The following is a 25,196-nucleotide window of genomic DNA, read 5'->3' on the forward strand; positions in this document are numbered from 1 at the left end:
CCGCCGAAGGGCTTACAAGGTCGGGTTGATCAGAAACTTCTGGCCGGTTGCCTGCTTGCTGTACTCGGCAACCACCTCGGCCTTGAGGGCGTCGGTCAGCGAAATTTCATCGCTGTAGTGGCTGGCGAACGTGGTGGTCAGTTCATCGGCCACACGCTTTTGCAGCTGCTGGGTTTTCTCCGGTCCAACCTTCTGAATAAAGGGCGTCAGCAACCAGGCATTCACACCCCAGCTGAAACCGAAGTTGCGGTTGATCACCGTAGGCGACAGATCGAGGCTGCCGTATACGTAGAGTTGTTTAAAGGTGTTGGAGCCGTAGGGTCCGGGCAGTTCGGTGTCTTTCAGCGCGGCCTTTTCCATACAGGTCAGAATGCGGCTGCCCAGATCGCCGCCGCCAATCGCGTCAAAGGCAACGTAGGCTCCGGTCGCTTCGATAGCAGCGGTCAAGTCGCGAGAGAAGTTCTCGTCATTTGAATTAAGCACATATTTCGCGCCCTGCGATTTCAGTAGCTCAACTTGTTCCGGTTTGCGCACGATATTAACCAGATCGATGCCGTCGTTCAGGCAGATACGGTTCAGCATCTGACCGAGGTTGGAGGCAGCGGCGGTGTGCACAATCGCTTTGAAGCCTTCGCTGCGCATGGTTTCCACAAAGCCGAGCGCGGTCAGCGGGTTTACAAAACAGGACGCGCCATCGCGAGCGCTGGTGCCTTCGTTCAGGGGCATGCACTGCATCACGTTGACCTTGCGGTACTGGCAGTAGAGGGCGCCATCCATAACGGCAACGGTTTTGCCGAGCAGGGCCTGAGCGGCTTTGCTGGAACCCGCTTTAACCACGATGCCGGCCCCTTCATTGCCCATTGCCAGCGGTTTGCCAATGCGCGGTTTAACGCGGCTTTCCAGTCCAGGTCGAACCTTGGCGGTATAGACCGTGTCAGCGCCGGTACCTGTGGTTTTACCGGTACTCACATCGGCAGGTGCGATCAGAGTGGCCTGATCGGAGGGGTTGATCGGTGTGGCTTCAATGCGTACCACCACTTCATCGTCGCCGGGTTCCGGTACTGGCGACTCCTTAAGCAACAGTTGCAGGTTTCCGTCTTCAGTAACCAGTGAGCGCAGGCTGAGCGCGGTTTGCGGTACGTTTTCCATTCCAGTCTCCAGTGTTATGCGATCGCGTAGCGTAACACTGCACTTGCCACAGGGCAGGCGAACCATTGCAGAACGGTTTCGCGCTTTGTGCGCAGGTGCAGTGAGCAGGCTGAAATATAGCCAAAAAAGCAGGCGATGACCCTGACTTGCGATGTCTCGTCGCCTGGCTTGCTCCAGATGTAAAAAATACCAAGCAGGCTTGAGTGGCCTGCAGGCCACGTGGCGCCTAGTCTATTGAAAAAACCTATCGACTGTTTCAAAAAATACTATTTTCCCTATCGAAACCCAAGGTCTATAAATCAGTCTGCGCCGTAAGACGAGCGCCCGAACATGAAGCCGTGCGTTGGCCGGCAATCGCATAACCTCTGATAAGGAGAACCATAATGTTCAAGTCTGCGAAACCGCGGGTCATGGCGCTGGCCATTGCCGCATCGCTGGCACTGCCTGCCGCTGCTGGTAGCCCCGCAAAGCAGGGTACAACCAATGATTTCTGGTGGCCCGACCTGCTCGATCTTCAACCTCTGCGTCAGCATGACAACGAATCCAATCCCCTCGGCGAAGACTTTGACTACGCCGAAGAATTTAAAAAGCTCGACCTTGCGGCTCTCAAGAAAGACCTGGAAGCCTTAATGACGGAATCGCAGGACTGGTGGCCAGCCGACTACGGTCACTACGGCCCCTTCTTTATCCGTATGGCCTGGCACAGCGCGGGTACCTACCGCGTCTTTGACGGCCGCGGTGGTGCCGGTGGTGGCCAGCAGCGTTTTGAGCCGCTGAACAGCTGGCCTGACAACGTCAATCTGGATCGTGCCCGCCGTCTGTTGTGGCCGATCAAGCAAAAGTACGGCAACCAGATTTCATGGGCTGACTTGATGGTGCTGACCGGTAACGTGGCACTGGAATCCATGGGTTTTAAAACCTATGGCTTTGCCGGTGGTCGTGAAGACGACTGGGAAGCCGATCACGTGTACTGGGGCAGCGAGAAGAAATGGCTGGCCGGCGATAAGCGCTACCACGGAGATCGCAAACTGGAGAAACCTCTGGCTGCAGTGCAAATGGGTTTGATCTACGTAAACCCGGAAGGCCCCAACGGTAAACCTGATCCGCTGGCGGCGGCCAAAGATATTCGCGAAACCTTTGGCCGGATGGCAATGAACGACGAAGAAACCGTTGCCTTGATTGCCGGTGGTCACACCTTTGGTAAAGCCCACGGTGCCCACAAGCCTGAAGAGTGTGTGGGAGAAGATCCCTCAGCCGCACCAATTGAACAGCAGGGTATTGGCTGGAAGAACAAGTGTGGCAAAGGTAATGCGGAAGACACCATTACCAGTGGTTTGGAAGGTGCGTGGACATCCAGCCCGGCGCAGTGGACCCACCAGTATCTGAGCAATCTGTTTGCCTTTGAATGGGAACAGACGCGTAGCCCGGCGGGTGCGATTCAGTGGGTTCCAAAAGGTGGTCAGGCTGCCAACTTGGTTCCGGATGCGCACGTTGAAGGTAAGCGTCACGCACCGATCATGTTTACCACTGATCTGTCGCTGAAGATGGATCCGGCCTATCGCGAGATTTCCCTGCGCTTCAAGGAAAACCCGGAAGAGTTTGAGAAAGCCTTCGCCCGCGCCTGGTTCAAACTGACCCACCGCGACATGGGGCCGAAAGCGCGCTACGTCGCGGGTGATCTGCCGCAAGAAGACCTGAAGTGGCAAGACCCGGTTCCCGAAGCGGATTACAAGCTGATTGGCGACGGTGATGTGAAGAAACTGAAAGCCAAGATTCTGGATTCCGGTCTGACCGTATCCGAGCTGGTGCGCACTGCCTGGGCCTCTGCTGCAACCTATCGCGGAACCGATATGCGCGGTGGTGCTAACGGTGCTCGGCTGGCGCTGGAGCCGCAGAAAAACTGGGCGGTTAACAATCCGGCTGAGGTGGCAAAGGTATTGGCCAGGCTCGAAGAAATCCGCACGGATTTCAACGACAGCCAATGGTTCAACACTCGCGTGTCGTTGGCGGACATGATCGTGCTGGGTGGCGCCGCCGCGATTGAGAAAGCTGCCAAAGACGCTGGTCACGACATCACAGTGCCTTTCGAGCCGGGTCGTACAGATGCTACTCAGGAGCAAACCGACGTGGAAAGCTTTGCGGTCCTCGAACCCAAAGCCGATCCCTTCCGCAACTACTACACTCGCAAAGCGCGTTACACGCCAACCGAGGCCATGGTAGATCGCGCGGCGCTGCTGGAGCTGACGGTGCCTGAAATGACGGTTCTGATCGGCGGTATGCGAGCACTGAACGCCAACACCGGCAGCAGCCAAAACGGCGTTTTTACAGATCAGCCGGGTGTGCTGAGCAACGATTTCTTTGTGAATCTGCTCGACATGTCGACTGAATGGTCCAAGGCCAACGGTCAGAAAGGTCTCTACGAAGGTCGCGATCGTACTACCGGTGAGCTCAAGTGGACTGCCACGCCAGTGGATCTGATCTTTGGTTCCAATTCGGAACTGCGCGCAGTTGCTGAGGTCTATGCAGTGAATGGATCAGAAGATCGCTTTGTGCAGGACTTTGTCGACGCCTGGGTCAAAGTGATGCAACTGGATCGTTTTGATCTGAAATGATCGCAGGGTTTTAACTGGATTGTTGTAGCTGAATAGTTGCGCCATCCAGGTCTCGTGAAGGGCTCCCATTGGGAGCCCTTTTTTTGTGAGATCTGCGTGGTCGGGGCTGAGAGAGGGTTAACTTCTGCACGAGCCCGGCAGATAAGAATCGTCTACAGGGTTCACGCTGGCCGGCCCGCACCGCCACTTATTAATAGACTTGCCTCCGTCTGTACTTCCATTTAGTGGTGCACCTTCGACAAGCGGTGTGAACTGGATTGAATTGCTGGTTGCCGACGTTCCGATTCCGAGTGTGGAGTGATTTCCGACAATTGTGATGACCCCGTTGGCATCTACGCTACCTGATGCAACGTAGCGGGTGGGAGCAATATCGCAGCCATTCAGCAAGGACGACGAAACGTCGGAGTTACCGCCATGATTAACATGGACAATATCGACGATGTCATTTTTGCAGGCTGAAGCGGCGAGTATGAGCTCGCTCATCTTTGAGCGGGTACTCATGCCGCCAACCGCTGGAATTGCAATCGAGGCAAGTATCCCGATGATCGCCACCACGCTGAGCAACTCGACTAAAGTAAAACCCGAAGGGGAAATATAGGAGGGACTTTTTGCTACTTTCTGATCGTACATGACGGCACACCAGTGGGTCTTGTGAACACGAGATCAAGCAAATGTTGATACGCAAACCCTAACGCCGCAGCGGGCCGCGCGTATATATGGGAATACCGAATACGGTGTTGCGCTCCTGCTGCACGGAAAGTGTTATGTGTGAAAGAGTGGTGGTGAGAATTGCTCAATGAGAGTGGTGGCGAGTGGCGGAATCATCAAAACAGCCTCAGGGCTGTTTTGACCCTTCGGGCTTCGCGCTATCGCGCTCGCATCAAATTGCGGCGCAATTTGTCGAGCCAGACTGGTGGTTCTCATCCGCCTGCGGACGCCAGATACAAAAAAGCCCCACCGAATGGTGAGGCTTTATTTGTATGGTGCCCAGAGGCGGAATCGAACCACCGACACGGGGATTTTCAATCCCCTGCTCTACCGACTGAGCTATCTGGGCGTGTCGCAAAAAGGGTGCTGACTTTGCGAAGGCGCGTATTAAACCTGTTCAGGTTTGCAGAGTCAAGGGGACTTACTCACTCGGCGGTACATAGCCTTCGGCTTTGTCGTAATCCTCGCCGGCGAAGAATTTTTCCATCTCGGCCTGCAAGTATTTGCGGGCATCCGGGTCCATCATGGAAAGCTGCTTTTCGTTGATCAGCATGGTTTGGTGGGTTTGCCATTCTTCCCAGGCTTTCTTGGAGACATTGTCGTAGATGTCCTGACCGCGCGGACCGGGGAAGGGCGGGGCTGTCAGGCCGTCGAGTTCCTGCTGATATTTGCGGCAATGGACTTTGCGGGTCATGAGGTCACTTTTTGATCAGTTGCTTGAGCAGTTTCTGTACCGGGGCGGCAAGACCAACCTCGGGCGTTGAGGGGCTGTTATACCAGAGGCGTTGGTCACCTTCCATGATCTGTGCCGGCACTGACGCCAGCTTGAGGTGGATCGGGTGAATATCCAAATGATAGTGACTGAAGGTGTGGCGGAGCACTGGCATCGTTTTGCTTTTGCTTTCAACACCGAAACGCTGGAGGGCAGCGTCTTCGGCGGATTCTTCGATAGCGACTTCCGGCAAGCTCCACAGGCCGCCCCAAATCCCTTGTGCGGGACGCTGTTCCAGCAGGATCTGCTGGCCGGGCGCTTCGATGATCAGCATTTGTACGGCTTTGACGGGAAGGGCTTTCTTGGGCTTTTTGCCCGGGAAATTGGCTTGTGTGCCCTCGGCTTTGGCAATGCAGTCTTCTGCGACCGGGCAGTGGTCGCAGTCGGGTTTACTGCGAGTGCAGAGGGTGGCGCCGAGATCCATTATGGCTTGTGAATAGGCGGCAGGGCGCTTTTTGGGTGTGGTGGCTTCCGAGGCCTCCCACAGCGCTTTCAGGGTGGCGGCTTCGCCGGGCCAGCCGGCTATGGCCCGGTGGCGAGCGAGTACTCGCTTTACATTGCCATCCAGAATCGGAGCCCGCTTTTTGAAGGCGATGGAGATAATGGCGCCCGCGGTGGATTTGCCCACGCCCGGGAGCTTCTCCATTTCCTCGACCGTATCGGGGAATTCGCCGCCCAGTTCATCCACCACGAATTGCGCGGCTTTGTGCAGGTTGCGGGCACGGGCGTAGTAGCCGAGGCCGGCCCAGTGGTGCAATACCTGATCTATCGGTGCCCGGGCGAGGCGCTGCGCGGTGGGGAAGCTCTTCATAAACGCCAGGTAATACGGAATGACCGTATTGACCTGAGTTTGCTGCAGCATGATCTCGGAAACCCACACGCGGTAGGGGTTAATATCCTGCTGCCAGGGTAAATCCTTGCGGCCGTGCCGATCGAACCAGTTGAGTAAACGGTCGGCGAACGAGGGCGTTACGGCCGCCATTGATAAGTGCCGGAACCGCTTTCTTCAAACCCGAACTCGGCAAACAGTGAGGCCAGTTCAGGGTGATCGCTGAGGTCGACTCTGATTGGCCGGGTAAAATCGAGGGTTTTGAGGGCGCTATGGATGGTCTGACGGGCAACGCCCCGGCGGCGCGTAATCTCGCGAACCTGCAGCTTCTCAAGCTGCCAGTGATCTCCCTGATCCTTGAGCAGAAAGCCCGATACCAGGCGATCGTTGAATCGGCCGGCTACTACCAGATCGCTGCCGGCGACGGCGGTTTGCAGCCACTCAGTGCGGTCTTCGTAGGTTTTTTTCAGGTCAATCAGGTCTTGAGCGCAGGGCTGAGACACAATTTCGGCAACAACAGGCATAGTAAGTGGTTACTGTTCCAGTATTTAGTGGCTGTAATGACGGCGGGGATTTTCTATAATATCGCGTTTTCACACAAGAGCAGGATAAATGGCGGAGCGCAAGGCCACAATCACCCGTAACACACTGGAGACGCAGATCACCGCTAGCGTGAATCTGGACGGCACCGGTGCGGCCAAATTCGAGACGGGTGTGCCCTTTCTGGACCACATGATGGACCAGATTGCTCGTCACGGTCTGATTGATCTGGATATCAACGCCGTGGGCGATCTGCACATCGACGCTCACCACACGGTGGAAGATATCGGTATCACCCTCGGTCAGGCCTTTGCTCAGGCTGTGGGCGACAAGAAAGGGATCAATCGCTACGGCCACGCCTATGTGCCGCTGGACGAGGCCCTGTCGCGCGTGGTCATCGATTTCTCCGGTCGTCCGGGCTTGGAATTTCACGTGCCTTTCACCCGCGCCAGCGTGGGCGGCTTTGATGTGGATCTGTTTATCGAGTTCTTTCAGGGCTTTGTAAACCACGCCAAGGTGACCCTGCACGTGGATTGCATCCGCGGTCACAACACCCACCATCAGGCCGAAACCGTGTTCAAGGCCTTTGGTCGCGCGTTGCGTATGGCGCTGACCGCTGACGAGCGCATGGCCGGCATCACGCCGTCCACCAAGGGCAGCCTGTAATTCGGTAGGAATCTGTTCATGACTACGCCTTCTGTTGCCGTGATTGATTACGGCATGGGTAATCTTCATTCTGTTGCGAGTGCGCTGGCCAAAGTGGGCGGCGACGTGGAGATTCGCGTCACCGACGAGCGAGCCCAGATCATTAGCGCCGATCGCATTATTTTTCCCGGTGTGGGCGCCATTCGCGACTGCATGGGTGAGATTCGCCGCTTGAAACTCGATGAAGTGGTGAATCACTGCATCGACGCTGGCAAGCCGGTATTGGCCGTTTGCGTGGGCATGCAGGCGCTGATGACCCGCAGTGAAGAAAACGGCGGTGTGGATTGCTTTGACACCATTGCCGGGCAAGTGCGCTTCTTTGGTGAAAACCATAAGGACGCAGACGGCAACAAGCTCAAGGTGCCGCACATGGGCTGGAACAATGTGGTCCAGAAAAAAGCCCACCCGCTGTGGAAGGATATCGCCGACGGTAGCCGCTTTTACTTTGTGCACAGCTACTTTGTGCAGGCCGAAGACGAAAGTCTGGTGACTGGTACCAGCGACTACGGCCGCGAGTTTCACTCGGTGCTGTCGCGCGACAATGTGTTTGCAGCCCAGTTTCACCCGGAAAAAAGCGGTGAGGCGGGTTTGCAGTTGTTAAAGAATTTTTTGGATTGGGACGGAAAGCCCTCACCCTGACCCTCTCCCAGTGGGAGAGGGGACGCTCTGCTCAAGCTTGGGCGGTAAACTCCCTCTCCCTCCGGGAGAGGGCTGGGGTGAGGGGAAGAGAATATTATGCTGATTATCCCCGCAATTGATTTAAAAGACGGCCAGTGCGTGCGCCTGAAACAGGGCGTTATGGATGACTCGACTGTCTACGGCAATGACCCGGTTGAGATGGCTGCCCGCTGGGTCGACACCGGCTGTCGCCGACTGCATCTGGTGGATCTGAACGGTGCCTTTGATGGTGAGCCGGTGAATGGCGAGGCGGTGACCAGTATTGCCAAAGCCTACCCGAACCTGCCAATCCAGATTGGCGGTGGTATCCGTTCACTGCATACCATTGAGAAATATCTGGAAGCCGGTGTGAGCTACGTCATTATCGGCACCAAGGCAGTGAAAGAGCCGAAGTTTGTGACCGAGGCCTGCAAGGAATTTGAGGGCCATGTGATTGTCGGTCTCGATGCCAAAGACGGTCGCGTTGCGACTGACGGTTGGGCGGAAGTGTCCGATGTACTGGCCACCGAGCTGGCCAAGCGTTTCGAACAGGACGGTGTGTCTTCCATTGTGTACACCGATATCGCCCGCGACGGCATGATGCAAGGTGTTAACGTGGAGCAGACCGTCGCCATGGCGCAGGCGTCCTCCATTCCTGTAATCGCCTCCGGCGGCATAACCAATATGGATGACATTCGCGCGCTGAAAGACGTTGCAGACAAAGGCATTCTTGGCGCCATTACCGGCCGTGCGATTTACGAGGGCACGCTGGATGTCGCTGAAGCCCAGCAATATTGTGATCAGTAAGAGATAACACCTTATGGCACTGGCTAAACGCATTATTCCCTGTCTCGACGTGGACAATGGTCGCGTTGTGAAAGGCGTGAATTTTGTCGACATTCGCGACGCCGGTGACCCGGTTGAAATCGCGCGCCGCTACAACGATCAGGGCGCAGACGAAATCACCTTCCTTGATATCACTGCCACCCATGAGGAGCGCGACACCACCGTGCACACGGTGGAGCAGATCGCCAGTGAAGTGTTTATTCCGCTGACCGTGGGCGGCGGTATTCGCGAGCTGAAAGATATTCGCAATATGCTCAATGCCGGTGCCGACAAAGTGGGTATCAATTCAGCGGCGATTAAAAACCCGGAGTTTGTAAAAGCTGCGGCCGACAAGTTTGGTTCGCAGTGCATCGTCATTGCGATAGACGCCAAACAGGTTGAGCCTAACGCCGACGGCACGCCGCGCTGGGAAATCTTTACTCACGGCGGTCGCCGCGCAACCGGCATCGATGCCATCGAGTGGGCGGTGCGTATGGTGAACTACGGCGCCGGTGAAATTCTGTTGACCAGCATGGATCGCGATGGCACCAAGAATGGTTTCGACAACGATCTGACCTCACGTATTTCCAAAGCCGTACAGGTGCCGGTGATTGCCTCCGGCGGTGTAGGCAATCTCGATCATCTCGTTGAAGGTGTGACTAAGGGTTTGGCCGATGCCGTATTGGCGGCCAGCATTTTTCACTTTGGCGAATACACCGTGCCCGAGGCCAAAAAATACATGGCTGAGCACGGCATCGAGATGCGGCTGTAAGCTTTAGGCCGCCCTCACCTCTATCTTGGCGCCGTTGACCACACTGGTGCCAGACGGTACGTCCAGTACCGTCCAGTCAATCAGATCATTGCAACTCACGCCGGGACTTTTCTCTCTGGCCGTGCTTTGACCGGTATCGCTAAAGCGGTGGCCAAAGCCGTGGGGCAGGCTGACCACGCCGGGCATCATGCTGTCACTGATTTCCACCTCTACGGTCGCGCTGCGTCCGGCGCCACTGACGATGGCATGGCCACCCTCACTCAGTCCAAGACTCTCTGCATCATCGGGATGAACCAGCAGGGTGCAGCGATTCTTGCCGCGCACATACTGGTTGATATTGTGGAGCCAGGAATTCATATCTCGAATATGACGGCGGCCGATCAGGCGAAAGCCGCTGTTTGCGGTTTGCATGGCTGCGGTCAGGCGCTCTACGTCATCGGTGATCAATGCCGGAGCGATATTCAGTCGCTTGTCCGGGGTTTGCAGTAAATCCGGCAGGCGAGGTTGCAGAGGGCCAAAGTCCACGCCGTGTTCTGCAGCTTTGATTTTCTGAAGATTCCAGCCTTCGCCTTGTTCAAAGCCATCGCCGTGAGGTCCTGCGCGCAGCATCATATCGAGCAGGCGTTCCGGCCCACTGTGTTCGCTGGTTGCGGTTTTAATCTTTTCGGCATCGAGCCCGGTAAATTTTGGTGATGAAGCAATTTGCGCGGCGAGCCCCTCTACCATCATGGCGTGCAGGTCATCCGCAGCCATACCGTTAATCCGCGCTACCAGTTCCGTCATGATTTCGTACTGATGCCGAGCATCCGAATCGGGTTCAAAAATCTGGGGCGAATAGCGTGCGAAGTTTCTGACGGCTGTAGTCTGAAACAGGAAGTCGTAATTGCTGTGCTCGAGTTGCGAGGTTGAGGGCAGAATGTAATCGGCCAGACTGGTGGTTTCGTTGATGTAGAAATCGAGGGCAACGATCAGCTCCAGACCTTGCATGGCCTCGCGGATGGCTTCGCCGTTCGGTACAGACAGAACCGGGTTGCCGGCAACGGTAATCAGCGCACGCGCTTTATCGTCGCCCTGATAGGCCAGTTCCTCGGCCATCAGTGAGGCCGGCATCATACCCATGTATTCGGGAAAGCCGCGCACGCGGGTTTTGAAACGGCCGTGGCCCACTTCGCTTTGCACGGGTTCTGCTGGTGGAGGTAATTCTGTCGCCGCTTGCGGAAACATGGCGCCGCCGGGGGCATCGAGTCGCCCTTGCAGCAGGTTCACAACATCTACCAGCCAGCTGGCAAGGGTGCCGAATTCCTGAGTGCAAAGACCGATGCGGCCGTAGAGAACAGGCGACTCAGCCTGATTAAAGGCGTTGATTAGATCGCGCAATTGAGCGGCGGGTACGCCGGTAATGTCGGCGGTATTTTCCGGTGTAAATGCTTTGGCCAAATCGCGCACGGTGTCGACGCCGTCGACGATATTTTCCAGTCTGCCCAGTGAGACTTTATTGTCTTCAAATAAAACATTTACCCACGCAAACAACAGATAGGCGTCGGTGCCGGGTTTGATAAACAGATGTTGGTCAGCAATCGCTGCGGTTTCGGTGCGGCGGGGGTCAATGGTCCACACCTGCCCACCGCGCTCGCGAATGCCTTTTAATTGCGCTTCGGCATTGGGTGCTGACATCAGTGAACCCTGAGACACCAGTGGGTTGCCGCCCATGCAAACAAAAAAGTCGGTTCGCTGGATGTCTGGGATGGGAAAGACCCAGGCGTTGCCGTAAAGGAGCTCGCAGCTGAGGTTTTTGGGTTGTTGGTCTACCGAGCCCGCCGAGAAAAAGCGCTCGGTGTTGAGCATTTGCGTGAATAGCTCGGTATAGACCATGCTACTGAAGTTATGGCCATTGGGGTTGCCGTAGTACATGGCAATACTGTCTTTGCCATGTTGCTCACGCAGCTTGCCGAGCTTCTCGCCTACTTCGGAAAGCGCTTGTTCCCAGCTAATGGTCTGCCACTGGTCATCCACTTTTTTAACCGGCTGGCGCAGACGCTCCGGATCTTCGTATACATAGCGAAAGGCCTGGGATTTTGCGCAGACGTAGCCCTTTGATCGTTCATCCTCCGGGTCGCCCTTAATCGAGATAACCTGTTTGGATGCCCGGTCGACCTCCAGCACCAGGCCGCAGCTGGCTTCACAGGTAGGGCAGCTTCGATAGAGAGTTTCGGTCATGGCGGGCTCCCGACGGTTTATTATCGTAATAGTTACGACTTTAGCCTATCGGGGGCCTTTCAGGATGACAAGGCTGTCATTTTTAGTGCGCAAGGAGGGGGTTATTCCTTGCCGGCGTCGAAGAATTTCACCACCTGCACCTCCGGGTCGCGGCTCGCACCCGCTTCGTGCAGTTTCTGTAGATACTCCTGCCAATACTGCTCGCGGTTATCGACTAAGTCCCGAAGGTAATTCCAGGAATAGATGCCACTGTCGTGGCCGTCGCTGAACTTAAGTTGAATGGCGTAGTTGCCGACCGGCACGATGTCGGTAATCGCGACATTAATTTTGCCGGTCTGCAGCTTTTCCTGGCCCTTGCCGTGGCCGCGGACTTCAGCCGAAGGTGACAGTACCCGAAGCAGTTCGCAGCTGAGGCGGTGCTTTTCCCCGTTGGCATAGATCAGCTCCAGCTCGCGGGATTTCTGGTGAAGTTCTATGCCGACGGGGGTGGTGTTGTCGCTCATGGTATTGAACCTTAGAGAATAAAGCGGCTGAGATCTTCGTCCTGCGCCAGCGCGCCCAATTGCGCATCCACATAGGCGGCATCAATCACCAGCTTGTTTTCGCTGGCATCGGTGGCCGCGTAGGAGGCTTCTTCCAAGAGCCGTTCCAGAACCGTATGCAGGCGGCGGGCGCCGATATTTTCGGTGCGGTCATTCACTTCCCAGGCGGTTTCGGCAATGCGGCGAATACCGTCTTTGGTGAATTCAACGGTCATGCCTTCGGTTGCCAGCAGGGCGATGTATTGCTCAGTCAGTGAAGCGCTCGGTTCTGTAAGAATACGCTCGAAATCATCCGGGGTCAGAGCTTCCAGTTCAACACGTGTAGGCAGGCGGCCCTGCAATTCCGGAATCAGATCCGAGGGTTTGCTCAGGTGGAAGGCGCCGGAGGCGATAAACAGGATATGGTCGGTTTTGACCATGCCGTGTTTGGTGCTGACGGTGCTGCCTTCAATCAGGGGCAGCAGGTCGCGCTGTACGCCTTCGCGGGATACATCGGCGCCGCCGGTTTCCTGGCGCTTGGCCACTTTGTCGATTTCATCGAGAAATACGATGCCGTTCTGTTCAACCGCGGCAATAGCCTCTGCTTTGGTTTCTTCCTCGTTAACCAGCTTGGCCGCTTCTTCATCGGTGGCTTGTTTCAGCGCTGCCTTTACCGTCATGCGACGCGATTTTTTGCGCTGATTGCCGAGATTGGAAAACATGCTCTGCAACTGGTTGGTCATTTCTTCCATGCCGGGCGGAGCCATGATTTCGACGCCCATCGGCGAGGCATTAACCTCGATATCAATTTCCTTGTCGTCCAGCTCGCCCTCACGCAGTTTTTTGCGGAACAGCTGGCGGGTTGAATTTTCCTTGTCAGCTTCTTCGCCTCGGCCGGGTGGCAGCAGAATATCGAGAATGCGTTCTTCGGCGGCGTCGGCAGCGCGATGACGGACTTTGTTCATTTCCGCTTCGCGGTGCATCTTGATTGAGACATCAACCAAATCGCGAATGATGGATTCCACATCGCGGCCCACATAACCCACCTCGGTAAATTTTGTCGCTTCTACTTTCAGGAAGGGCGCGTTGGCGAGCTTGGCCAGACGGCGGGCGATTTCGGTTTTACCCACGCCGGTCGGGCCTATCATCAGAATATTCTTAGGGGTGATTTCGGCGCGCAGATCTTCATCGAGCTGCATGCGGCGCCAACGGTTGCGTAGGGCAATGGCGACGGCGCGTTTGGCCTTGTCCTGGCCGATGATGAAACGGTTAAGTTCGTGAACGATTTCGCGGGGTGTCATTTGTGACATGTTGGCTCCGGTGTTCTGGTGCTCTGGGAGATCAGTTGTAATCCAGAGTTTCAATAACGCGATTGTGGTTGGTGTAAATGCAGATGTCGGCGGCAATCGACAAGCCTTTTTCCACAATGTCGCGGGCGGGCAGTTCGGTGTTATCCAGCAGGGCGCGGGCGGCAGACTGGGCAAAGGGGCCGCCGGAGCCAATCGCTATCAGATTGTCTTCCGGCTCGATTACGTCGCCGTTACCGGTAATCACCAGCGAGGTTTCCTTGTCGGCTACGGCCAGCAGGGCTTCAAGACGGCGCAGGGCGCGCTCGGTGCGCCACAACTTGGCCAACTCTACCGCGGCGCGGGTCAGGTGGCCCTGGTATTTTTCCAGTTGAGCTTCAAACAGTTCAAACAGGGTAAAGGCATCGGCTGTGCCACCGGCAAAACCGGCCAGTACCTTGTTGCCGTAGAGGCGGCGCACCTTGCGAGCGTTGCCTTTCATCACGGTGTTGCCCATGGACACCTGACCGTCGCCACCGATGACGACCTGGCCGTTTCGGCGCACGGAGAGAATGGTTGTGCCTCGGTATTGTTCCACTTGGGGCCTCGATTGTTGGCGGGTATCAGGACGATATGGGGGCGGGGCCGGGGATTTCAAGCGCTGTCCCTCTCCCTGTCCGAGAGGGTGCCCTCCATCAGAATTCAGGGCGCCCCCTCTCCCACTGGGAGAGGGTTGGGGTGAGGGGTAAAGGGTTAGCCCGCGACCTTACGTTTCAGCAGCAAGGTCTCAATCCCTTCAGAAATCAAGGTGGTACGCGCTTTGGAAAGCTTTGAACGGGACGTAAAGGGCCCTACATAAACCCGGTGCCAGGTATCACCATTGGCCTCCACGGCTTCGATTTTGGCTTCCAGTCCGAGCAGCAGGAGTTCCGCGCGGCGGCGATCGGCGTCGGCGTTGGTTTTAAAAGAGCCTGCCTGCAGGATGTACTGAAACTGTTCCTGATTGGCGCTGCTTTCTTCCCGGGGCTGCTGTTCCTCGGGCACGATCACCTCGCGCTCGGGCAGCAGGGTAAAAAAGTCGAACTGGGTTTCGGTCGTTGTCTGTTTGGCAGGCTTGGCCGGTTTGGGCGCGTTTTTACTGGCCACGTCCGCCTTGCTGTCACCGGAGTCGACACCGCCGAGAAAGACCAGAAAGGTCAGAAAGCCGCCACACAGGGCGCCGGCGCAGAATATGGCCCACGCCGGCACACCGGTATTGTTCTGGCGGGTTGCACCGCGGCTGCGGCTGCGATTGTTGGCCACTTACATTTCCTCCGGCGCGGACACGCCCAACAGGCTCAGACCGTTGGCAATAACCTGACGCACCGCTACGGAAAGTGCAAGCCGAGCGTTGCGCAGGGCTTCGTCGTCTTCCAGTACTTTGTTGCTGTTGTAGTAGCTGTGGAATTCGCCCGCCAGTTCGCGCAGGTAATTGGCAATGGTGTGGGGCTCAAAATTGGCGGCGGCTGTAGCGACCACATCCGGGAAGGCCGACAGGCGTTTCATCAGGGCGAGTTCGGCTTCTGCAGACAGTTGATCCAGTGTGTTGCAGCCGCTTTCCACGGACCAGCTCCAACCCTGCGTCGCCAGTTTGCGAATAACAGAGCACACCCGGGCGTGAGCGTACTGAATGTAGTACACGGGGTTGTCATTGCTCTGGGAAATCGCCAGATCAATATCAAAGGTCAGCTGGGAGCTGGGCGCGCGAGCGACCAGAAAATAGCGGGTAGCATCGCGGCCCACTTCGTCGATCAAATCGCGCAGGGTGACATAGCTGCCGGCGCGCTTGGAAATTTTTACTTCCTCGCCGCCGCGCATGACCATGACCATCTGGTGCAGCACGTAGTCGGGCCAGCCTTCAGGGATACCGGCGTTCAGTGCCTGCAAACCGGCGCGTACGCGGGTAATGGTGCTGTGGTGGTCGGCGCCCTGTTCGTTAATCACGGTTTTAAAACCACGCTGCCACTTGTTGAGGTGGTAGGCCACATCGGGAACAAAGTAGGTGTAGCCGCCTTCGCGCTTGCGCATAACGCGGTCTTTGTCGTCGCCAAAGTCCGTGGTTTTCAGCCACAGAGCGTCGTCTTTTTCGTAGGTGTAGCCGTTGGCGATCAGGGTGTTAACCGCTTCTTCGACTTTGCCTTCTTCGTAGAGTGAGGATTCGAGGAAGTAGACATCAAAATCGACGCCGAAGGCTTTCAGGTCGAGATCCTGTTCCCGGCGCAGGTAGGCCACGGCGAAATCGCGAATGGCTTCAAGATTGTCGGCATCGGCTGCGCCGGTCACGTGTTTGTCTTCGGCGTCGACCTTGTCGCCTTTCATATACGACTCGGCGACATCAACGATGTACTGGCCGCGATAACCATCCTCTGGCCATTCCGGGCTGTCCGGGCCAAGGCCCTTGCAGCGCGCCTGCACGCTCTTTGCGAGGTTGTCGATCTGGGCGCCGGCGTCGTTGTAGTAGAACTCGCGGGTTACATCGTGGCCGGTAGCTTCCAGCAGGCGGCACAGGGCATCGCCCACGGCGGCGCCGCGACCGTGGCCCACATGCAAGGGGCCGGTCGGGTTGGCGGATACAAATTCCACCTGTACTTTTTTTCCAGCCGCGCTGTCGCTGCGGCCGAAACTTTCACCGGCAGCCAGTACAGTATTGATAATGCCGGTGGCGGCGTCGGCATTCAGAAAGAAGTTGATAAAGCCGGGGCCGGCGATTTCGGTTTTGCTTACGAGATCATTCGCGGGCAGGGCATCGATAATCTGCTGGGCAATGGCGCGCGGGTTGCTGCGCAGCGGTTTGGCCAGCGTCATGGCGACGTTGCTGGCAAAATCGCCGTGGCTTTTGTCGCGGGTCTGCTCCACCTGCACCTTGGGTTCGAGGTCTGCGGGCCAGTCGCCGGCTTTCAGGGCGGCAACGGCTTGCTCGATCAGGGTGACGATCTCTTCCTTCATGGCGGGTGGAAAACTCCTGCGTGTACTGTATTTGCAATTTTGGGTGCAGCTGAATTGTGTGCTGCTATAAGAGGGCCGGTATTATCCCTGTTTCGCGGTTGCCCTGCCAGCGCTGGCAGGGGCGGACGTCACACTCCACAGCCCTTAAAACCACTCCAGCGGGTCGACGTCGATGGTCCAGCGTAGGGCAAAGCCCGGTTTTAGGGGCTCAGCGGCCCGGCGGGCGCGGTTGAGCAGGGCATGGAGCTGCTTTCTGTCCTGCGCAATCAGAATCAGGGAGCAGCGGTAGCGATTGGCCTTACGGGTAATCGGTGCGGGCAGGGGGCCGAGGAACTGGTTGCCGTTGCCGGGCATGCCGGTGTCGCGTCTGACGGCCTGCAGAAAGCGGTCGCAAGCCTCCAGCGCATTGGCTTCAGCGCGAATCACAGCGGTGAAGCTGCAGGGCGGCAGGCCGAGTTGCTTGCGCTCGGCCAGCAAGCGCTCGGCAAAGGGGCTGTAGTCCTGTTTTAACAGTGTCGCCAGAATAGGGTGATCCGGGGCGTGAGTTTGAATCAATACGGTGCCGGGGCGCTCGGCCCGTCCGGCGCGGCCCGCCACCTGAGTCAGTAATTGGCCGGCCCGTTCCGCACCGCGAAAGTCGGGGCTGAACAGTCCGCCGTCTATATCCAGCATCACCACCAAGGTTACCAGCGGAAAGTGATGGCCCTTGGCCAGCATTTGGGTTCCTACGAGGATGCAGGGTTTGCCTTCGTTAACCGTGCTGACCAGTTCGCTCATGGCGCTTTTGCCACCGGTGGTATCGCGATCGATGCGAATGACCTGAGTGTCCGGAAAGGCGCCTTTCAATGTTTGCTCCAGACGCTCGGTACCGGGGCCTTTGAAGGTCAGGCTGTGATTCTCGCAATCGGGGCAGACGTCCGGCAGCGGCTTGTAAGCATCGCAGTGGTGGCAGCGCAACTGGCGGCGACCAAAGTGCACGGTCATGCTTACATCGCAGTGATCGCACTGCCCCACCCAGCCGCAGGTGTGGCATTGCAGCAGCGGCGAAAATCCGCGGCGGTTGAGAAAGACCAGCGCCTGCTCGCCTTTGCCCAGCGTTTCACCAATCGCCGTCAGGCTGTCTGGCGCCAGGCCGTTATTCAATTCGCTGTTGCGAATATCCAGCAACTTGATGGTCGGAGGCTGGGCGCCGCCGGCGCGCTCGTTTAGCAGCAGGTGGCGATATTTGTTCTGCTGCACATTGTGCAAACTTTCCAGGCTGGGCGTGGCGCTGCCCAGCACCACTGGACAGTGGTGGTCGGCGGCACGTTTGACGGCAATATCGCGGGCGGAATAGCGAAAGCCGTCTTGCTGCTTGTAAGAGGGATCGTGTTCCTCGTCGATAATAATCAGGCCGAGTGAATTGAAGGGCGTAAACACCGCAGAGCGGGTGCCGATCACCACTGAGCAATCACCGCGTCCGGCCCGCTGCCAGTCCGACAGGCGCTCGCCGTCTGCCAGACCTGAGTGCAGCACGCTCACCTGGGCTGGAAAGCGGGCTTCAAAGCGGCGCAGGGTTTGCGGGGTCAGGCCGATTTCCGGCACCAGTACCAGCGCCTGTTTGCCTTGCTTGACGCAGTGTTCGATGGCTTGCAGGTAGACTTCGGTTTTGCCGCTGCCCGTTACACCCTGCAGCAAAAAGGGCTGAAATTTGCCCGCGTGGGCAGCGATGCTCTCCACCGCGTGCTGTTGTTCGGGGTTGAGCGTCTTGCCCTCGGCAATGGTGACCGGCATGGCGGCGGCATCGCCCGCCTCAATAAAACCCTTGTCGACCAGTGCCTTGATTTGTGGGTAATCGAAACCATTTTGCTTCAGGGTGCTGCGGCTGGCGGCCTGCTGATGGCTGAGCCAGTCGAGCAGTTCTGCCTGCTTTCGGGCGCGGCCCAGACTATCGCTGGCGAGGGCCTCACGACCGGCCTCGGTTAAGCGGTAGTGCGGTTCCATCTGATCGCGGGCGGGTTTTTCCTTGCGCAGGCGCACCGGCAGCATTTGCTGCAGCACTTCCCCAATAGGGTGGTGGTAGTAGTTGGAGGCCCACTGGGCCAGGGCCAGCAAGTCCTTGCCGAGGGTCGGCTGGGTGTCCAGTAGTTCGATGGCGGGCTTCAGCTTGGCGTGATCAACCTGGGTTTCGTTTTTACAGCCAAGCACCACCGCCACCAGACGGCGGTTGCCAAAGGGCACCAGCACGCGCATACCGGGCTCTGCAGCGGTTATTCCGCTGGGGGGCAGGTAGTCGAAACTGCGGCGCAGGGGGCAGGGAACGGCGACATCAAGAATCAGCATCGGCGAATTATATAGAAAGCCTTGGCAAAATCAGTAGACACGGGCTTTTCGGTTGATTATTGGCCAACTTCTGGTAAGATTCGCCGCCTGTTTCGCCCCCGGCCTTATTCCAAAAGACGGCTTGGGACGGTTTTATTGACTGATGACCTGCACGGTGCCTGGCAAGAGATCAGGTGGCGGTGCACGAGAGGACCCCATCATGCGTGCGGATATTCATCCCAAGTACGAAGAAATTACAGCGACTTGCAGCTGTGGCAACGTGATCAAGACCCGTTCCACCCTGTGTCAGGACATGCACCTCGACGTATGTGCAAAGTGTCACCCGTTTTACACCGGTACCCAGAAGATGATGGACACCGGCGGCCGTGTTGATCGCTTCCGCAAGCGTTTCGGCGCACGTGGTGGTGCCAAGAAAGCCTAACAGGCTTTTTTGTATGAATAAGAAAGCGCCCGGCCAACTCTGGCTGGGCGTTTTTGTTTGTGCCTTTCTCTTTCTGGGCCAGCTCTCTCTGGCGATGGCCGCGCCCGGTCGGGCCCTTTGTTCCCCTCCTGCCAATCTCGAAGCTGCCCGACTCGACAGTGTGGTCGATGGCGATACCCTGCGCCTGACCGATGGTCGAATGGTGCGCCTGATCGGTGTGAATACCCCGGAAATAGGCCGCGATGGCAAGCCCCATGAGCCTTTTGCTGTAGAAGCCGCCAAAGCCGTAGAGCGTTTTCTAGGGCGTGACCTGTTGCTGGCGGTTGGGCAGGAAGCGACTGATCGTCACGGCCGCACGCTGGCGGCGGTATATCGTGCCCGGGATCGCGGCCACTTAGGGGAATACCTATTGTTACAGGGGCTGGGCTGGCACATAGTCGTGCCGCCCAATGTGTCGGATCTGAGCTGTCTGCAACAAGCTGAGGGCGAGGCTCGCAAACGCCGTCGCGGTGTCTGGAATGAGGTCGCTCCGCTGCTGAAGGCGAGCGAGCTGGACAAACGCCACCGGGGCTTCCAGCGCGTGACCGGAACGGTAAGTCGCGTTGACTCCAGTCGCAGCGCCATTTGGGTGGAAATTGACCGGAATCTGTCGCTGCGCCTCAGCAAGCGCGATTTGCCCTGGTTTTCTGGCATCGACATCGAATCATTGGCGGGTGAGAAGTTGACGGTGCGTGGATGGTTGATTTATAGAAGTGGTCACAACCCGCGCTATCCTGCGCACATGATGTCGCTGCGTCATCCGGCGATGTTGGAACTGGATAAGGACTGAATATGCTGTTGGCCCGTAAAAAGAAGTTGCTGCAGGCACTGGAACGCAAAATTTTTCGCGGTTTTGTGGTTCCGGAAGACCTCGCGCCCCTGACGGATATTGATCCGAAAGAATCCAAGGCAACAGCAAAAAGCGGCGTTTCTCCCGAGGATGTCGAAGGCATCTGGTCAGCGGTAGAAAGTTTCTACCGACGCAGTGCGCATCCTTTTGTGTCGGTCTGTATCCGCCGTCACGGCGAAATGATCATGAATCGCTCGCTGGGTTACGTGACGGGCGCAATGGGCGAGTGTGAGCCGGTGGTGGGCAGTCTCGATACGCCGGTGTGCCTGTTTTCGTCTTCAAAAGCCGTATCGGCCATGCTGATTCACAAGCTGGCGGAGGAGCGTCATATAGACCTGCTGACGCCGGTCAGTTATTACATTCCCGAGTTCGCCGCCGGCGGCAAGGCCAATATCACCGTACACGATTTGCTATGCCATCGTGCCGGGGTGCCGGGCATTGCGCCGGACGTGCCGCGTGATGTGCTTTACGATCCCGAAGAGGCCCTGCGCCATATCTGCGAGATGGAAACCCTGCACAGCGATGGCCGAGTCTCGGCCTACCACGCGGTGACTGGCGGGTTTGTGATGGCCAAACTGGTGGAGGTCACGACCGGCATGACCATTCAGCAGTATCTGGACAAGGTGTTTCGTCAGCCGCTGGGCATGAAGTACTTCACCTACGGTATTGATGAAAAACTCCAGCCGACCGTGGCGCGGCACTACGAAACCGGCCTCAAAAATCCCAAGCCCATCGAGAATGTGCTGACCAATGTGCTGGGTGCTACTGTGTCTGAGGCCATAGAGATTTCCAACAGCCCCGAATTTATGTCGTCGGTGATCCCCTCGGGCAATATTTATGCAACCGCCGAAGAAGCCTGTCGTTTCTTCCAGATGATGCTGCAGCGCGGCGAGTGGGATGGCCAGCGCGTACTGGACCCGGTCACCGTGCTGCGCGGTACCCGCGAGGTGGGTGGTGCCCGCTTCGACAAGTCGCTGATGCTGCCCATGCGCTACAGTGCCGGCATGATGCTGGGCGGCAAGCCGGCCGGCTTGTATGGGGTGGATACCCACCACGCTTACGGGCATCTCGGTTTCACCAATATCCTGTGCTGGGCTGATCCGCAGCGGGATCTGTCGGCTTCAATTGTTACCAGTGGCAAGCCGGTGATTGGTAGCCACATCGTGCCACTGCTGTTCAGCGTATTGAACAGCATCAACAAGGCCTGCGAGCCCTGTGTGGATGGTCTCTATGAGCTGCCTCAGTACCGGCCGGCAAGTTGACTCTGCTGCCTTTGCACCGGGCCTGTGCAAAGGCTTGAAGTATTCACAGTAAACACCCTGAATATGCGCCAAATGTGATAAAAAGCGGCTCCGGGCGCCCTTGAGGCGCCCTTCGCTTTTCTATATGCTTCTGCGCCACTTTATCGGTATTACAAGCATCCGGACCCCAAGCAAATGTCTGAGGAATTCAAGCGCGCTGCGCTGGCGTATCACGCCGAACCGACGCCGGGCAAAATCGGCGTTCAGCTCACCAAACCTGCGGAAACCCAGAGGGATCTGTCTCTGGCGTACAGCCCGGGTGTGGCCGAGCCGGTGCGGGAGATCGCGCGCGATCCTCAGCTGGCCTACAAATACACTGCCAAAGGTAATCTGGTAGCGGTTATTTCCGACGGCAGCGCCATTCTGGGCCTCGGTGATCTGGGTCCGCTGGCCAGCAAACCAGTAATGGAAGGCAAGGCCCTGCTGTTCAAGCGCTTTGCCAACGTGGATTCCATCGACATTGAGGTGAATGCCGAGGATTCTCAGGCCTTTATCGATACCGTAGTGCGCATTGCTGACACCTTCGGCGGTATCAACCTTGAAGACATCAAGGCGCCTCAATGTTTTGAGATTGAGCGTATTCTGATTGAGCAGTGCAATATTCCGGTATTTCATGACGACCAGCACGGTACCGCCATTGTGACCGCCGCCGGGATGCTGAACGCGCTGGAAATTCAGGGCAAAACCATTGAGGAGGCAAAAATTGTCTGCCTCGGCGCGGGTTCAGCCGCCATTGCCTGTATGAAGCTCCTGATTGCTCTCGGTGCCCAGTACAAAAACATTTTCATGATCGACCGTCGCGGTGTGATTTACCCCGGCCGCGAAGGTCTGAACGAGTACAAAGAAGAGTTTGAAAACGACACCGACGCGCGCACACTGGCAGATGCCATGGTGGGTGCCGATGTCTTTGTGGGCTTGTCTGGCCCGGATCTTGTGAGCGAAGAAATGCTCATGTCGATGGCGCCCAAGGCCATCATTTTTGCCTGCTCCAATCCGGATCCGGAAATCAAGCCGGAGCTGGCCCACGCCCTGCGCGATGACCTGATTGTGGCCACCGGTCGTTCCGATTACCCCAATCAGGTGAATAACGTGTTGGGCTTCCCCTTCATTTTCCGTGGCGCACTGGATGTACGCGCGCGTCGTATCAACGAAGAAATGAAAGTGGCAGCGGTGCATGCTATTCGCGAACTGGCCAAAGAGCCCGTGCCGCAAAAAGTTATCGATGCCTGCGGCTGCGGTAATCTGGAATTCGGCCCCAACTACATCATTCCCAAGCCGGTGGATGCTCGCCTGCTGAGTCGGGTGCCGGCTGCCGTTGCTCAAGCGGCCGTGGATTCCGGTGTCGCCCAGTTGCCGTATCCGGAGCATTACCCTCTGTAGTGATTCTGCGTGTCGCGACTCGCGGCAGTAGCGCCTCAGGGTTTGCGGCTGGTGATGGGCGTGACGTTCGACATGTCCGGATCGAGATAGATCTGAACATGTTCTGCAGGCATGGGTTTAGCAAAGTAATAGCCCTGTGCCTGCTCACATCCCATTGCATGTAGCAGCTCCACTTGATCCGGGTGTTCCACGCCTTCCGCAGTCACCTCCAGCCCCAGGCTATGTGACAGTGCAATAATCGCCTGAACAATTTTGCCGTCGCTATTGCTGGCGTTCATATCTCGCACAAAAGAGCTGTCAATTTTCAGGCGCTCTACGTTCATCTGTTTCAGGTAGCTCAGGTTGCAATAGCCTGTACCAAAGTCATCAATTGCCAGCCGGAAGCCTGCCTCTGACAGTTCACGCAACGCAGTCAATGCGATATCAATATCCTGCATAATACTGGTTTCCGTGATTTCCAATTCGATGCAATGGCAGGGTATGCCGGCTTCACGAACCTGTTGCTTGATACGACTGACAAAAGTGGCGTCATGCAATTGGTGAGTAGAGATATTGATGGCTACGTAGAGTGCTTTGCGTTGTTCTTCCGTCCATTGCTGTATCAGGTTCAATGATTGGGCGACGACACTCTGGCTTACCTGATCAATCATGCCTGCGGCTTCGGCAATTGGAATAAAACGTTCGGGGGTGATGTGGCCCAGGTCCAGACTGAGCCAGCGCGCCAGCGCTTCAAAACCGACGACACGGCCGCTGCGCAGTTCAATCTGCGGCTGAAAAGCTACGCTGAGCTCGTTGTTTTCAATCGCGCACTTCAGCGCATTCTTGAGATGATTCCATTCCTGCATATCAGCCGTGATGCTGGGGTCGAACACCCGGACACAGTTTTTGCCACTGCGTTTGCCGCGGTAGAGCGCCGCGTCGGCAAAGCGCATCAACTGTTCGGGTTGATCACCGTGTTCCGGATACAGGCTGATGCCGAGGGTTGCAGTGATGAAGATGCGCTGCTGATCTATGTTGAGTGGCTCGGCCAGTCGATTGAGCAGGCGGTAGCCAAGGCCGAGGAGTGCTTCCCGGTCGCCATAATTTTCTACCAGGACAGCGAACTCATCGCCTTCCGGCCGATAGAGTAGATCGCCTTGGCCAAGGCAGGATTGCAGTCGGTTGCGGACGGCCTGCAGCAGGGTGTCGCCAACTTCGTGCCCCATACTGTCATTGGTGGATTTAAAGTCATCCAGATCAATCAGAATGAGCGCGGCTTCCTGATTCCGTGCAATAACCTTCCCGAGCTGGGCATTCAGCTCACGGCGGTTTGGCAGGTTCAGCAGTTCGTCGTGGCTCGCCTGGTGTGCCATGCGTTGCTCTGCAGCCTTCCGCTCACTGATGTCGATGTTGGCGCCAATAAGGTGCCGTTCACGGGTCTGGGGATCTTCAATAACGGTGGCCGGTGACAGCATCCAGCGATGCTCACCATCGGTGTGCGCGAGCCGGTACTCGATACTGAACTGACCGCGTGGGTTATTCTGAATCTGTGTTTTCAGCGCGAGCACTTTCTCCTGATCATCCGGGTGGATCAAATACTGAAAGAACTCCAAGGTTTCCGGAAACTTATTGCTGGTGAGGCCGAGTTGGGTTTTCCACTGCTGTGAAAAGCGAATGCTGTTGGTGCTCAGATTCCAGTCCCAGAAGCCGATATTGGCACCCTCGACGGCAAGTCGCAGGCTGGCTTCTTTTTCCAGCAGGGCAAGCTCAGCCTGCTTGCGCTCGTGTATATCAATGATTGAGCCAACCCATTCGCTGATTTCGCCCTCCGAATCCACAATTGGCACACCTTGTGATTCAAAGTGGCGATAACTGCCGTCGGCCATACGCATGCGGTAGTCGGTGGTAAAAGGGCGGCCGTCCTTCATGGCGGCTCCCCAGAGGCGGTAGGCCTGTTCACGGTCGTCGGGGTGGATAACGTCGATCCAGTCAGTGATGCTGGCACTGGCAGGGGACATGCCGGTCAGGCGGCCAAAGGCACCGCTTAAGTTCAACAGCTCATTGCGAGTATCGGTACGCCAGACAATATGCGGCAGGGCATCCAAGCGCTCCCGAAAGTCACGTTCGCGGCTGCGCAGCATGCGTGTGTGCTGTATGAAAAGCACGGCTGCCAAAAGCCCGAGTGCTATCAGGCTGAATTCCGCAAAATTCATCAGCCCGGCGGGTGTAATCATGGGGTGAGCTGTAGCAGAAAAAGGCAACAGCAGGGTAGTAACCCCGGTAGCTCCCAGCTTGGATAAGTTTAGTCTATCTGTTCGCATCGATT

Annotated in this window: 22 protein-coding genes and 1 tRNA gene; 9 read left to right on the top strand and 14 right to left on the bottom strand. The window is 57.0% G+C overall.

Annotated elements, in window-relative coordinates:
- Positions 1-12: 12 nt before the first annotated feature.
- The gene (locus tag FHR99_RS09305) at positions 13-1,149 is read right to left on the bottom strand and encodes a zinc-binding dehydrogenase (RefSeq protein WP_183410382.1); all 1,137 of its coding nucleotides are present in this window, start codon (positions 1,147-1,149) and stop codon (positions 13-15) included.
- 383 nt (positions 1,150-1,532) lie between these two features.
- Here FHR99_RS09305 and katG point away from each other — a divergent pair, with 383 nt between their 5' ends.
- Positions 1,533-3,761, top strand: coding sequence for a catalase/peroxidase HPI (gene katG, locus FHR99_RS09310; protein ID WP_183410383.1), 2,229 nt, complete (start codon positions 1,533-1,535; stop codon positions 3,759-3,761).
- A 117-nt stretch (positions 3,762-3,878) separates the two neighbouring features.
- Here katG and FHR99_RS09315 read toward each other — a convergent pair whose 3' ends face one another.
- The 5 genes from FHR99_RS09315 to FHR99_RS09335 all read right to left on the bottom strand — a co-directional run bounded on the left by FHR99_RS09315 (position 3,879) and on the right by FHR99_RS09335 (position 6,594).
- Entirely contained in the window at positions 3,879-4,391 is a 513-nt protein-coding gene (locus tag FHR99_RS09315) for a pilin (RefSeq protein WP_183410384.1), read from the bottom strand.
- Positions 4,392-4,742: 351 nt separating this feature from the next.
- Positions 4,743-4,818 (bottom strand) — tRNA-Phe (locus FHR99_RS09320).
- A 72-nt stretch (positions 4,819-4,890) separates the two neighbouring features.
- Positions 4,891-5,163, bottom strand: a complete 273-nt coding sequence (locus FHR99_RS09325; RefSeq protein ID WP_183410385.1) for an oxidative damage protection protein — start codon at positions 5,161-5,163, stop codon at positions 4,891-4,893.
- Positions 5,164-5,167: 4 nt separating this feature from the next.
- The gene (gene mutY, locus FHR99_RS09330) at positions 5,168-6,223 is read right to left on the bottom strand and encodes an A/G-specific adenine glycosylase (protein WP_183410386.1); all 1,056 of its coding nucleotides are present in this window, start codon (positions 6,221-6,223) and stop codon (positions 5,168-5,170) included.
- Entirely contained in the window at positions 6,211-6,594 is a 384-nt protein-coding gene (locus FHR99_RS09335; protein ID WP_183410387.1) for an acetyl-CoA sensor PanZ family protein, read from the bottom strand. Before FHR99_RS09335 ends, mutY begins: the two co-directional genes overlap by 13 nt.
- A gap of 88 nt (positions 6,595-6,682) precedes the next feature.
- Here FHR99_RS09335 and hisB point away from each other — a divergent pair, with 88 nt between their 5' ends.
- From hisB to hisF, 4 genes are all read left to right on the top strand, one after another.
- On the top strand, positions 6,683-7,276 hold the full coding sequence (gene hisB / locus FHR99_RS09340; RefSeq protein WP_183410388.1) for an imidazoleglycerol-phosphate dehydratase HisB: 594 nt from the start codon (positions 6,683-6,685) through the stop codon (positions 7,274-7,276).
- 18 nt (positions 7,277-7,294) lie between these two features.
- Positions 7,295-7,954, top strand: a complete 660-nt coding sequence (gene hisH / locus FHR99_RS09345; protein WP_183410389.1) for an imidazole glycerol phosphate synthase subunit HisH — start codon at positions 7,295-7,297, stop codon at positions 7,952-7,954.
- 96 nt (positions 7,955-8,050) lie between these two features.
- Positions 8,051-8,779: a 1-(5-phosphoribosyl)-5-[(5-phosphoribosylamino)methylideneamino]imidazole-4-carboxamide isomerase gene (gene hisA, locus FHR99_RS09350; RefSeq protein WP_183410390.1), complete on the top strand. Its 729-nt coding sequence runs from the start codon at positions 8,051-8,053 to the stop codon at positions 8,777-8,779.
- Between the two features lie 13 nt (positions 8,780-8,792).
- Positions 8,793-9,569: an imidazole glycerol phosphate synthase subunit HisF gene (gene hisF / locus FHR99_RS09355; protein ID WP_183410391.1), complete on the top strand. Its 777-nt coding sequence runs from the start codon at positions 8,793-8,795 to the stop codon at positions 9,567-9,569.
- A 3-nt stretch (positions 9,570-9,572) separates the two neighbouring features.
- Here the strand turns inward: hisF and FHR99_RS09360 are convergent, their stop codons facing one another.
- From FHR99_RS09360 to FHR99_RS09390, 7 genes are all read right to left on the bottom strand, one after another.
- Positions 9,573-11,786, bottom strand: coding sequence for a molybdopterin-dependent oxidoreductase (locus FHR99_RS09360; RefSeq protein ID WP_183410392.1), 2,214 nt, complete (start codon positions 11,784-11,786; stop codon positions 9,573-9,575).
- A 101-nt stretch (positions 11,787-11,887) separates the two neighbouring features.
- On the bottom strand, positions 11,888-12,289 hold the full coding sequence (locus tag FHR99_RS09365) for a gamma-butyrobetaine hydroxylase family protein (RefSeq protein WP_183410393.1): 402 nt from the start codon (positions 12,287-12,289) through the stop codon (positions 11,888-11,890).
- An 11-nt stretch (positions 12,290-12,300) separates the two neighbouring features.
- Positions 12,301-13,617: an ATP-dependent protease ATPase subunit HslU gene (gene hslU / locus FHR99_RS09370; RefSeq protein ID WP_183410394.1), complete on the bottom strand. Its 1,317-nt coding sequence runs from the start codon at positions 13,615-13,617 to the stop codon at positions 12,301-12,303.
- 31 nt (positions 13,618-13,648) lie between these two features.
- Positions 13,649-14,191 carry an ATP-dependent protease subunit HslV gene (gene hslV / locus FHR99_RS09375; RefSeq protein ID WP_183410395.1) on the bottom strand — a complete coding sequence of 181 codons (543 nt, stop codon included), beginning with the start codon at positions 14,189-14,191 and terminating at the stop codon, positions 13,649-13,651.
- A 155-nt stretch (positions 14,192-14,346) separates the two neighbouring features.
- Complete coding sequence (locus tag FHR99_RS16585; RefSeq protein ID WP_183410396.1) at positions 14,347-14,895, bottom strand: SPOR domain-containing protein; 549 nt, start codon at positions 14,893-14,895, stop codon at positions 14,347-14,349.
- Positions 14,896-16,578, bottom strand: a complete 1,683-nt coding sequence (gene argS, locus FHR99_RS09385) for an arginine--tRNA ligase (RefSeq protein ID WP_183410397.1) — start codon at positions 16,576-16,578, stop codon at positions 14,896-14,898. It abuts the gene before it with no gap.
- Positions 16,579-16,722: 144 nt separating this feature from the next.
- A complete protein-coding gene (locus FHR99_RS09390) occupies positions 16,723-18,900 on the bottom strand; it encodes a primosomal protein N' (protein ID WP_183410398.1) in 2,178 nt (725 codons plus the stop codon).
- A 199-nt stretch (positions 18,901-19,099) separates the two neighbouring features.
- Here FHR99_RS09390 and rpmE point away from each other — a divergent pair, with 199 nt between their 5' ends.
- The 4 genes from rpmE (at position 19,100) to FHR99_RS09410 (ending at position 22,891) form a co-directional block, all read left to right on the top strand.
- Entirely contained in the window at positions 19,100-19,321 is a 222-nt protein-coding gene (rpmE, locus tag FHR99_RS09395; RefSeq protein ID WP_183410399.1) for a 50S ribosomal protein L31, read from the top strand.
- A 13-nt stretch (positions 19,322-19,334) separates the two neighbouring features.
- Positions 19,335-20,150 carry a thermonuclease family protein gene (locus FHR99_RS09400; RefSeq protein ID WP_183410400.1) on the top strand — a complete coding sequence of 272 codons (816 nt, stop codon included), beginning with the start codon at positions 19,335-19,337 and terminating at the stop codon, positions 20,148-20,150.
- Between the two features lie 2 nt (positions 20,151-20,152).
- Positions 20,153-21,472 (top strand): serine hydrolase domain-containing protein, encoded by a 1,320-nt coding sequence (locus FHR99_RS09405; RefSeq protein WP_183410401.1) that lies wholly within the window; start codon positions 20,153-20,155, stop codon positions 21,470-21,472.
- A gap of 174 nt (positions 21,473-21,646) precedes the next feature.
- Complete coding sequence (locus FHR99_RS09410) at positions 21,647-22,891, top strand: malic enzyme-like NAD(P)-binding protein (RefSeq protein WP_183410402.1); 1,245 nt, start codon at positions 21,647-21,649, stop codon at positions 22,889-22,891.
- Between the two features lie 35 nt (positions 22,892-22,926).
- On the opposite strand, the gene FHR99_RS09415 is transcribed toward FHR99_RS09410, so the two are convergent.
- Positions 22,927-25,191: a putative bifunctional diguanylate cyclase/phosphodiesterase gene (locus FHR99_RS09415; protein WP_183410403.1), complete on the bottom strand. Its 2,265-nt coding sequence runs from the start codon at positions 25,189-25,191 to the stop codon at positions 22,927-22,929.
- Positions 25,192-25,196: the final 5 nt, after the last annotated feature.

Origin of the sequence: Litorivivens lipolytica, assembly GCF_014191715.1 — a bacterium.
In the GTDB taxonomy this organism is placed as follows: domain Bacteria; phylum Pseudomonadota; class Gammaproteobacteria; order Pseudomonadales; family Spongiibacteraceae; genus Litorivivens; species Litorivivens lipolytica.

What these genes read in the sequence shown, in the direction of transcription:
- FHR99_RS09305 (WP_183410382.1), bottom strand. Translation starts at nt 1,149, where the DNA reads ATGGAAAACGTACCGCAAACCGCGCTCAGCCTGCGCTCACTGGTTACT.
- katG (WP_183410383.1), top strand. Translation starts at nt 1,533, where the DNA reads ATGTTCAAGTCTGCGAAACCGCGGGTCATGGCGCTGGCCATTGCCGCA.
- FHR99_RS09315 (WP_183410384.1), bottom strand. Translation starts at nt 4,391, where the DNA reads ATGTACGATCAGAAAGTAGCAAAAAGTCCCTCCTATATTTCCCCTTCG.
- FHR99_RS09325 (WP_183410385.1), bottom strand. Translation starts at nt 5,163, where the DNA reads ATGACCCGCAAAGTCCATTGCCGCAAATATCAGCAGGAACTCGACGGC.
- mutY (WP_183410386.1), bottom strand. Translation starts at nt 6,223, where the DNA reads ATGGCGGCCGTAACGCCCTCGTTCGCCGACCGTTTACTCAACTGGTTC.
- FHR99_RS09335 (WP_183410387.1), bottom strand. Translation starts at nt 6,594, where the DNA reads ATGCCTGTTGTTGCCGAAATTGTGTCTCAGCCCTGCGCTCAAGACCTG.
- hisB (WP_183410388.1), top strand. Translation starts at nt 6,683, where the DNA reads ATGGCGGAGCGCAAGGCCACAATCACCCGTAACACACTGGAGACGCAG.
- hisH (WP_183410389.1), top strand. Translation starts at nt 7,295, where the DNA reads ATGACTACGCCTTCTGTTGCCGTGATTGATTACGGCATGGGTAATCTT.
- hisA (WP_183410390.1), top strand. Translation starts at nt 8,051, where the DNA reads ATGCTGATTATCCCCGCAATTGATTTAAAAGACGGCCAGTGCGTGCGC.
- hisF (WP_183410391.1), top strand. Translation starts at nt 8,793, where the DNA reads ATGGCACTGGCTAAACGCATTATTCCCTGTCTCGACGTGGACAATGGT.
- FHR99_RS09360 (WP_183410392.1), bottom strand. Translation starts at nt 11,786, where the DNA reads ATGACCGAAACTCTCTATCGAAGCTGCCCTACCTGTGAAGCCAGCTGC.
- FHR99_RS09365 (WP_183410393.1), bottom strand. Translation starts at nt 12,289, where the DNA reads ATGAGCGACAACACCACCCCCGTCGGCATAGAACTTCACCAGAAATCC.
- hslU (WP_183410394.1), bottom strand. Translation starts at nt 13,617, where the DNA reads ATGTCACAAATGACACCCCGCGAAATCGTTCACGAACTTAACCGTTTC.
- argS (WP_183410397.1), bottom strand. Translation starts at nt 16,578, where the DNA reads ATGAAGGAAGAGATCGTCACCCTGATCGAGCAAGCCGTTGCCGCCCTG.
- FHR99_RS09390 (WP_183410398.1), bottom strand. Translation starts at nt 18,900, where the DNA reads ATGCTGATTCTTGATGTCGCCGTTCCCTGCCCCCTGCGCCGCAGTTTC.
- rpmE (WP_183410399.1), top strand. Translation starts at nt 19,100, where the DNA reads ATGCGTGCGGATATTCATCCCAAGTACGAAGAAATTACAGCGACTTGC.
- FHR99_RS09400 (WP_183410400.1), top strand. Translation starts at nt 19,335, where the DNA reads ATGAATAAGAAAGCGCCCGGCCAACTCTGGCTGGGCGTTTTTGTTTGT.
- FHR99_RS09405 (WP_183410401.1), top strand. Translation starts at nt 20,153, where the DNA reads ATGCTGTTGGCCCGTAAAAAGAAGTTGCTGCAGGCACTGGAACGCAAA.
- FHR99_RS09410 (WP_183410402.1), top strand. Translation starts at nt 21,647, where the DNA reads ATGTCTGAGGAATTCAAGCGCGCTGCGCTGGCGTATCACGCCGAACCG.
- FHR99_RS09415 (WP_183410403.1), bottom strand. Translation starts at nt 25,191, where the DNA reads ATGCGAACAGATAGACTAAACTTATCCAAGCTGGGAGCTACCGGGGTT.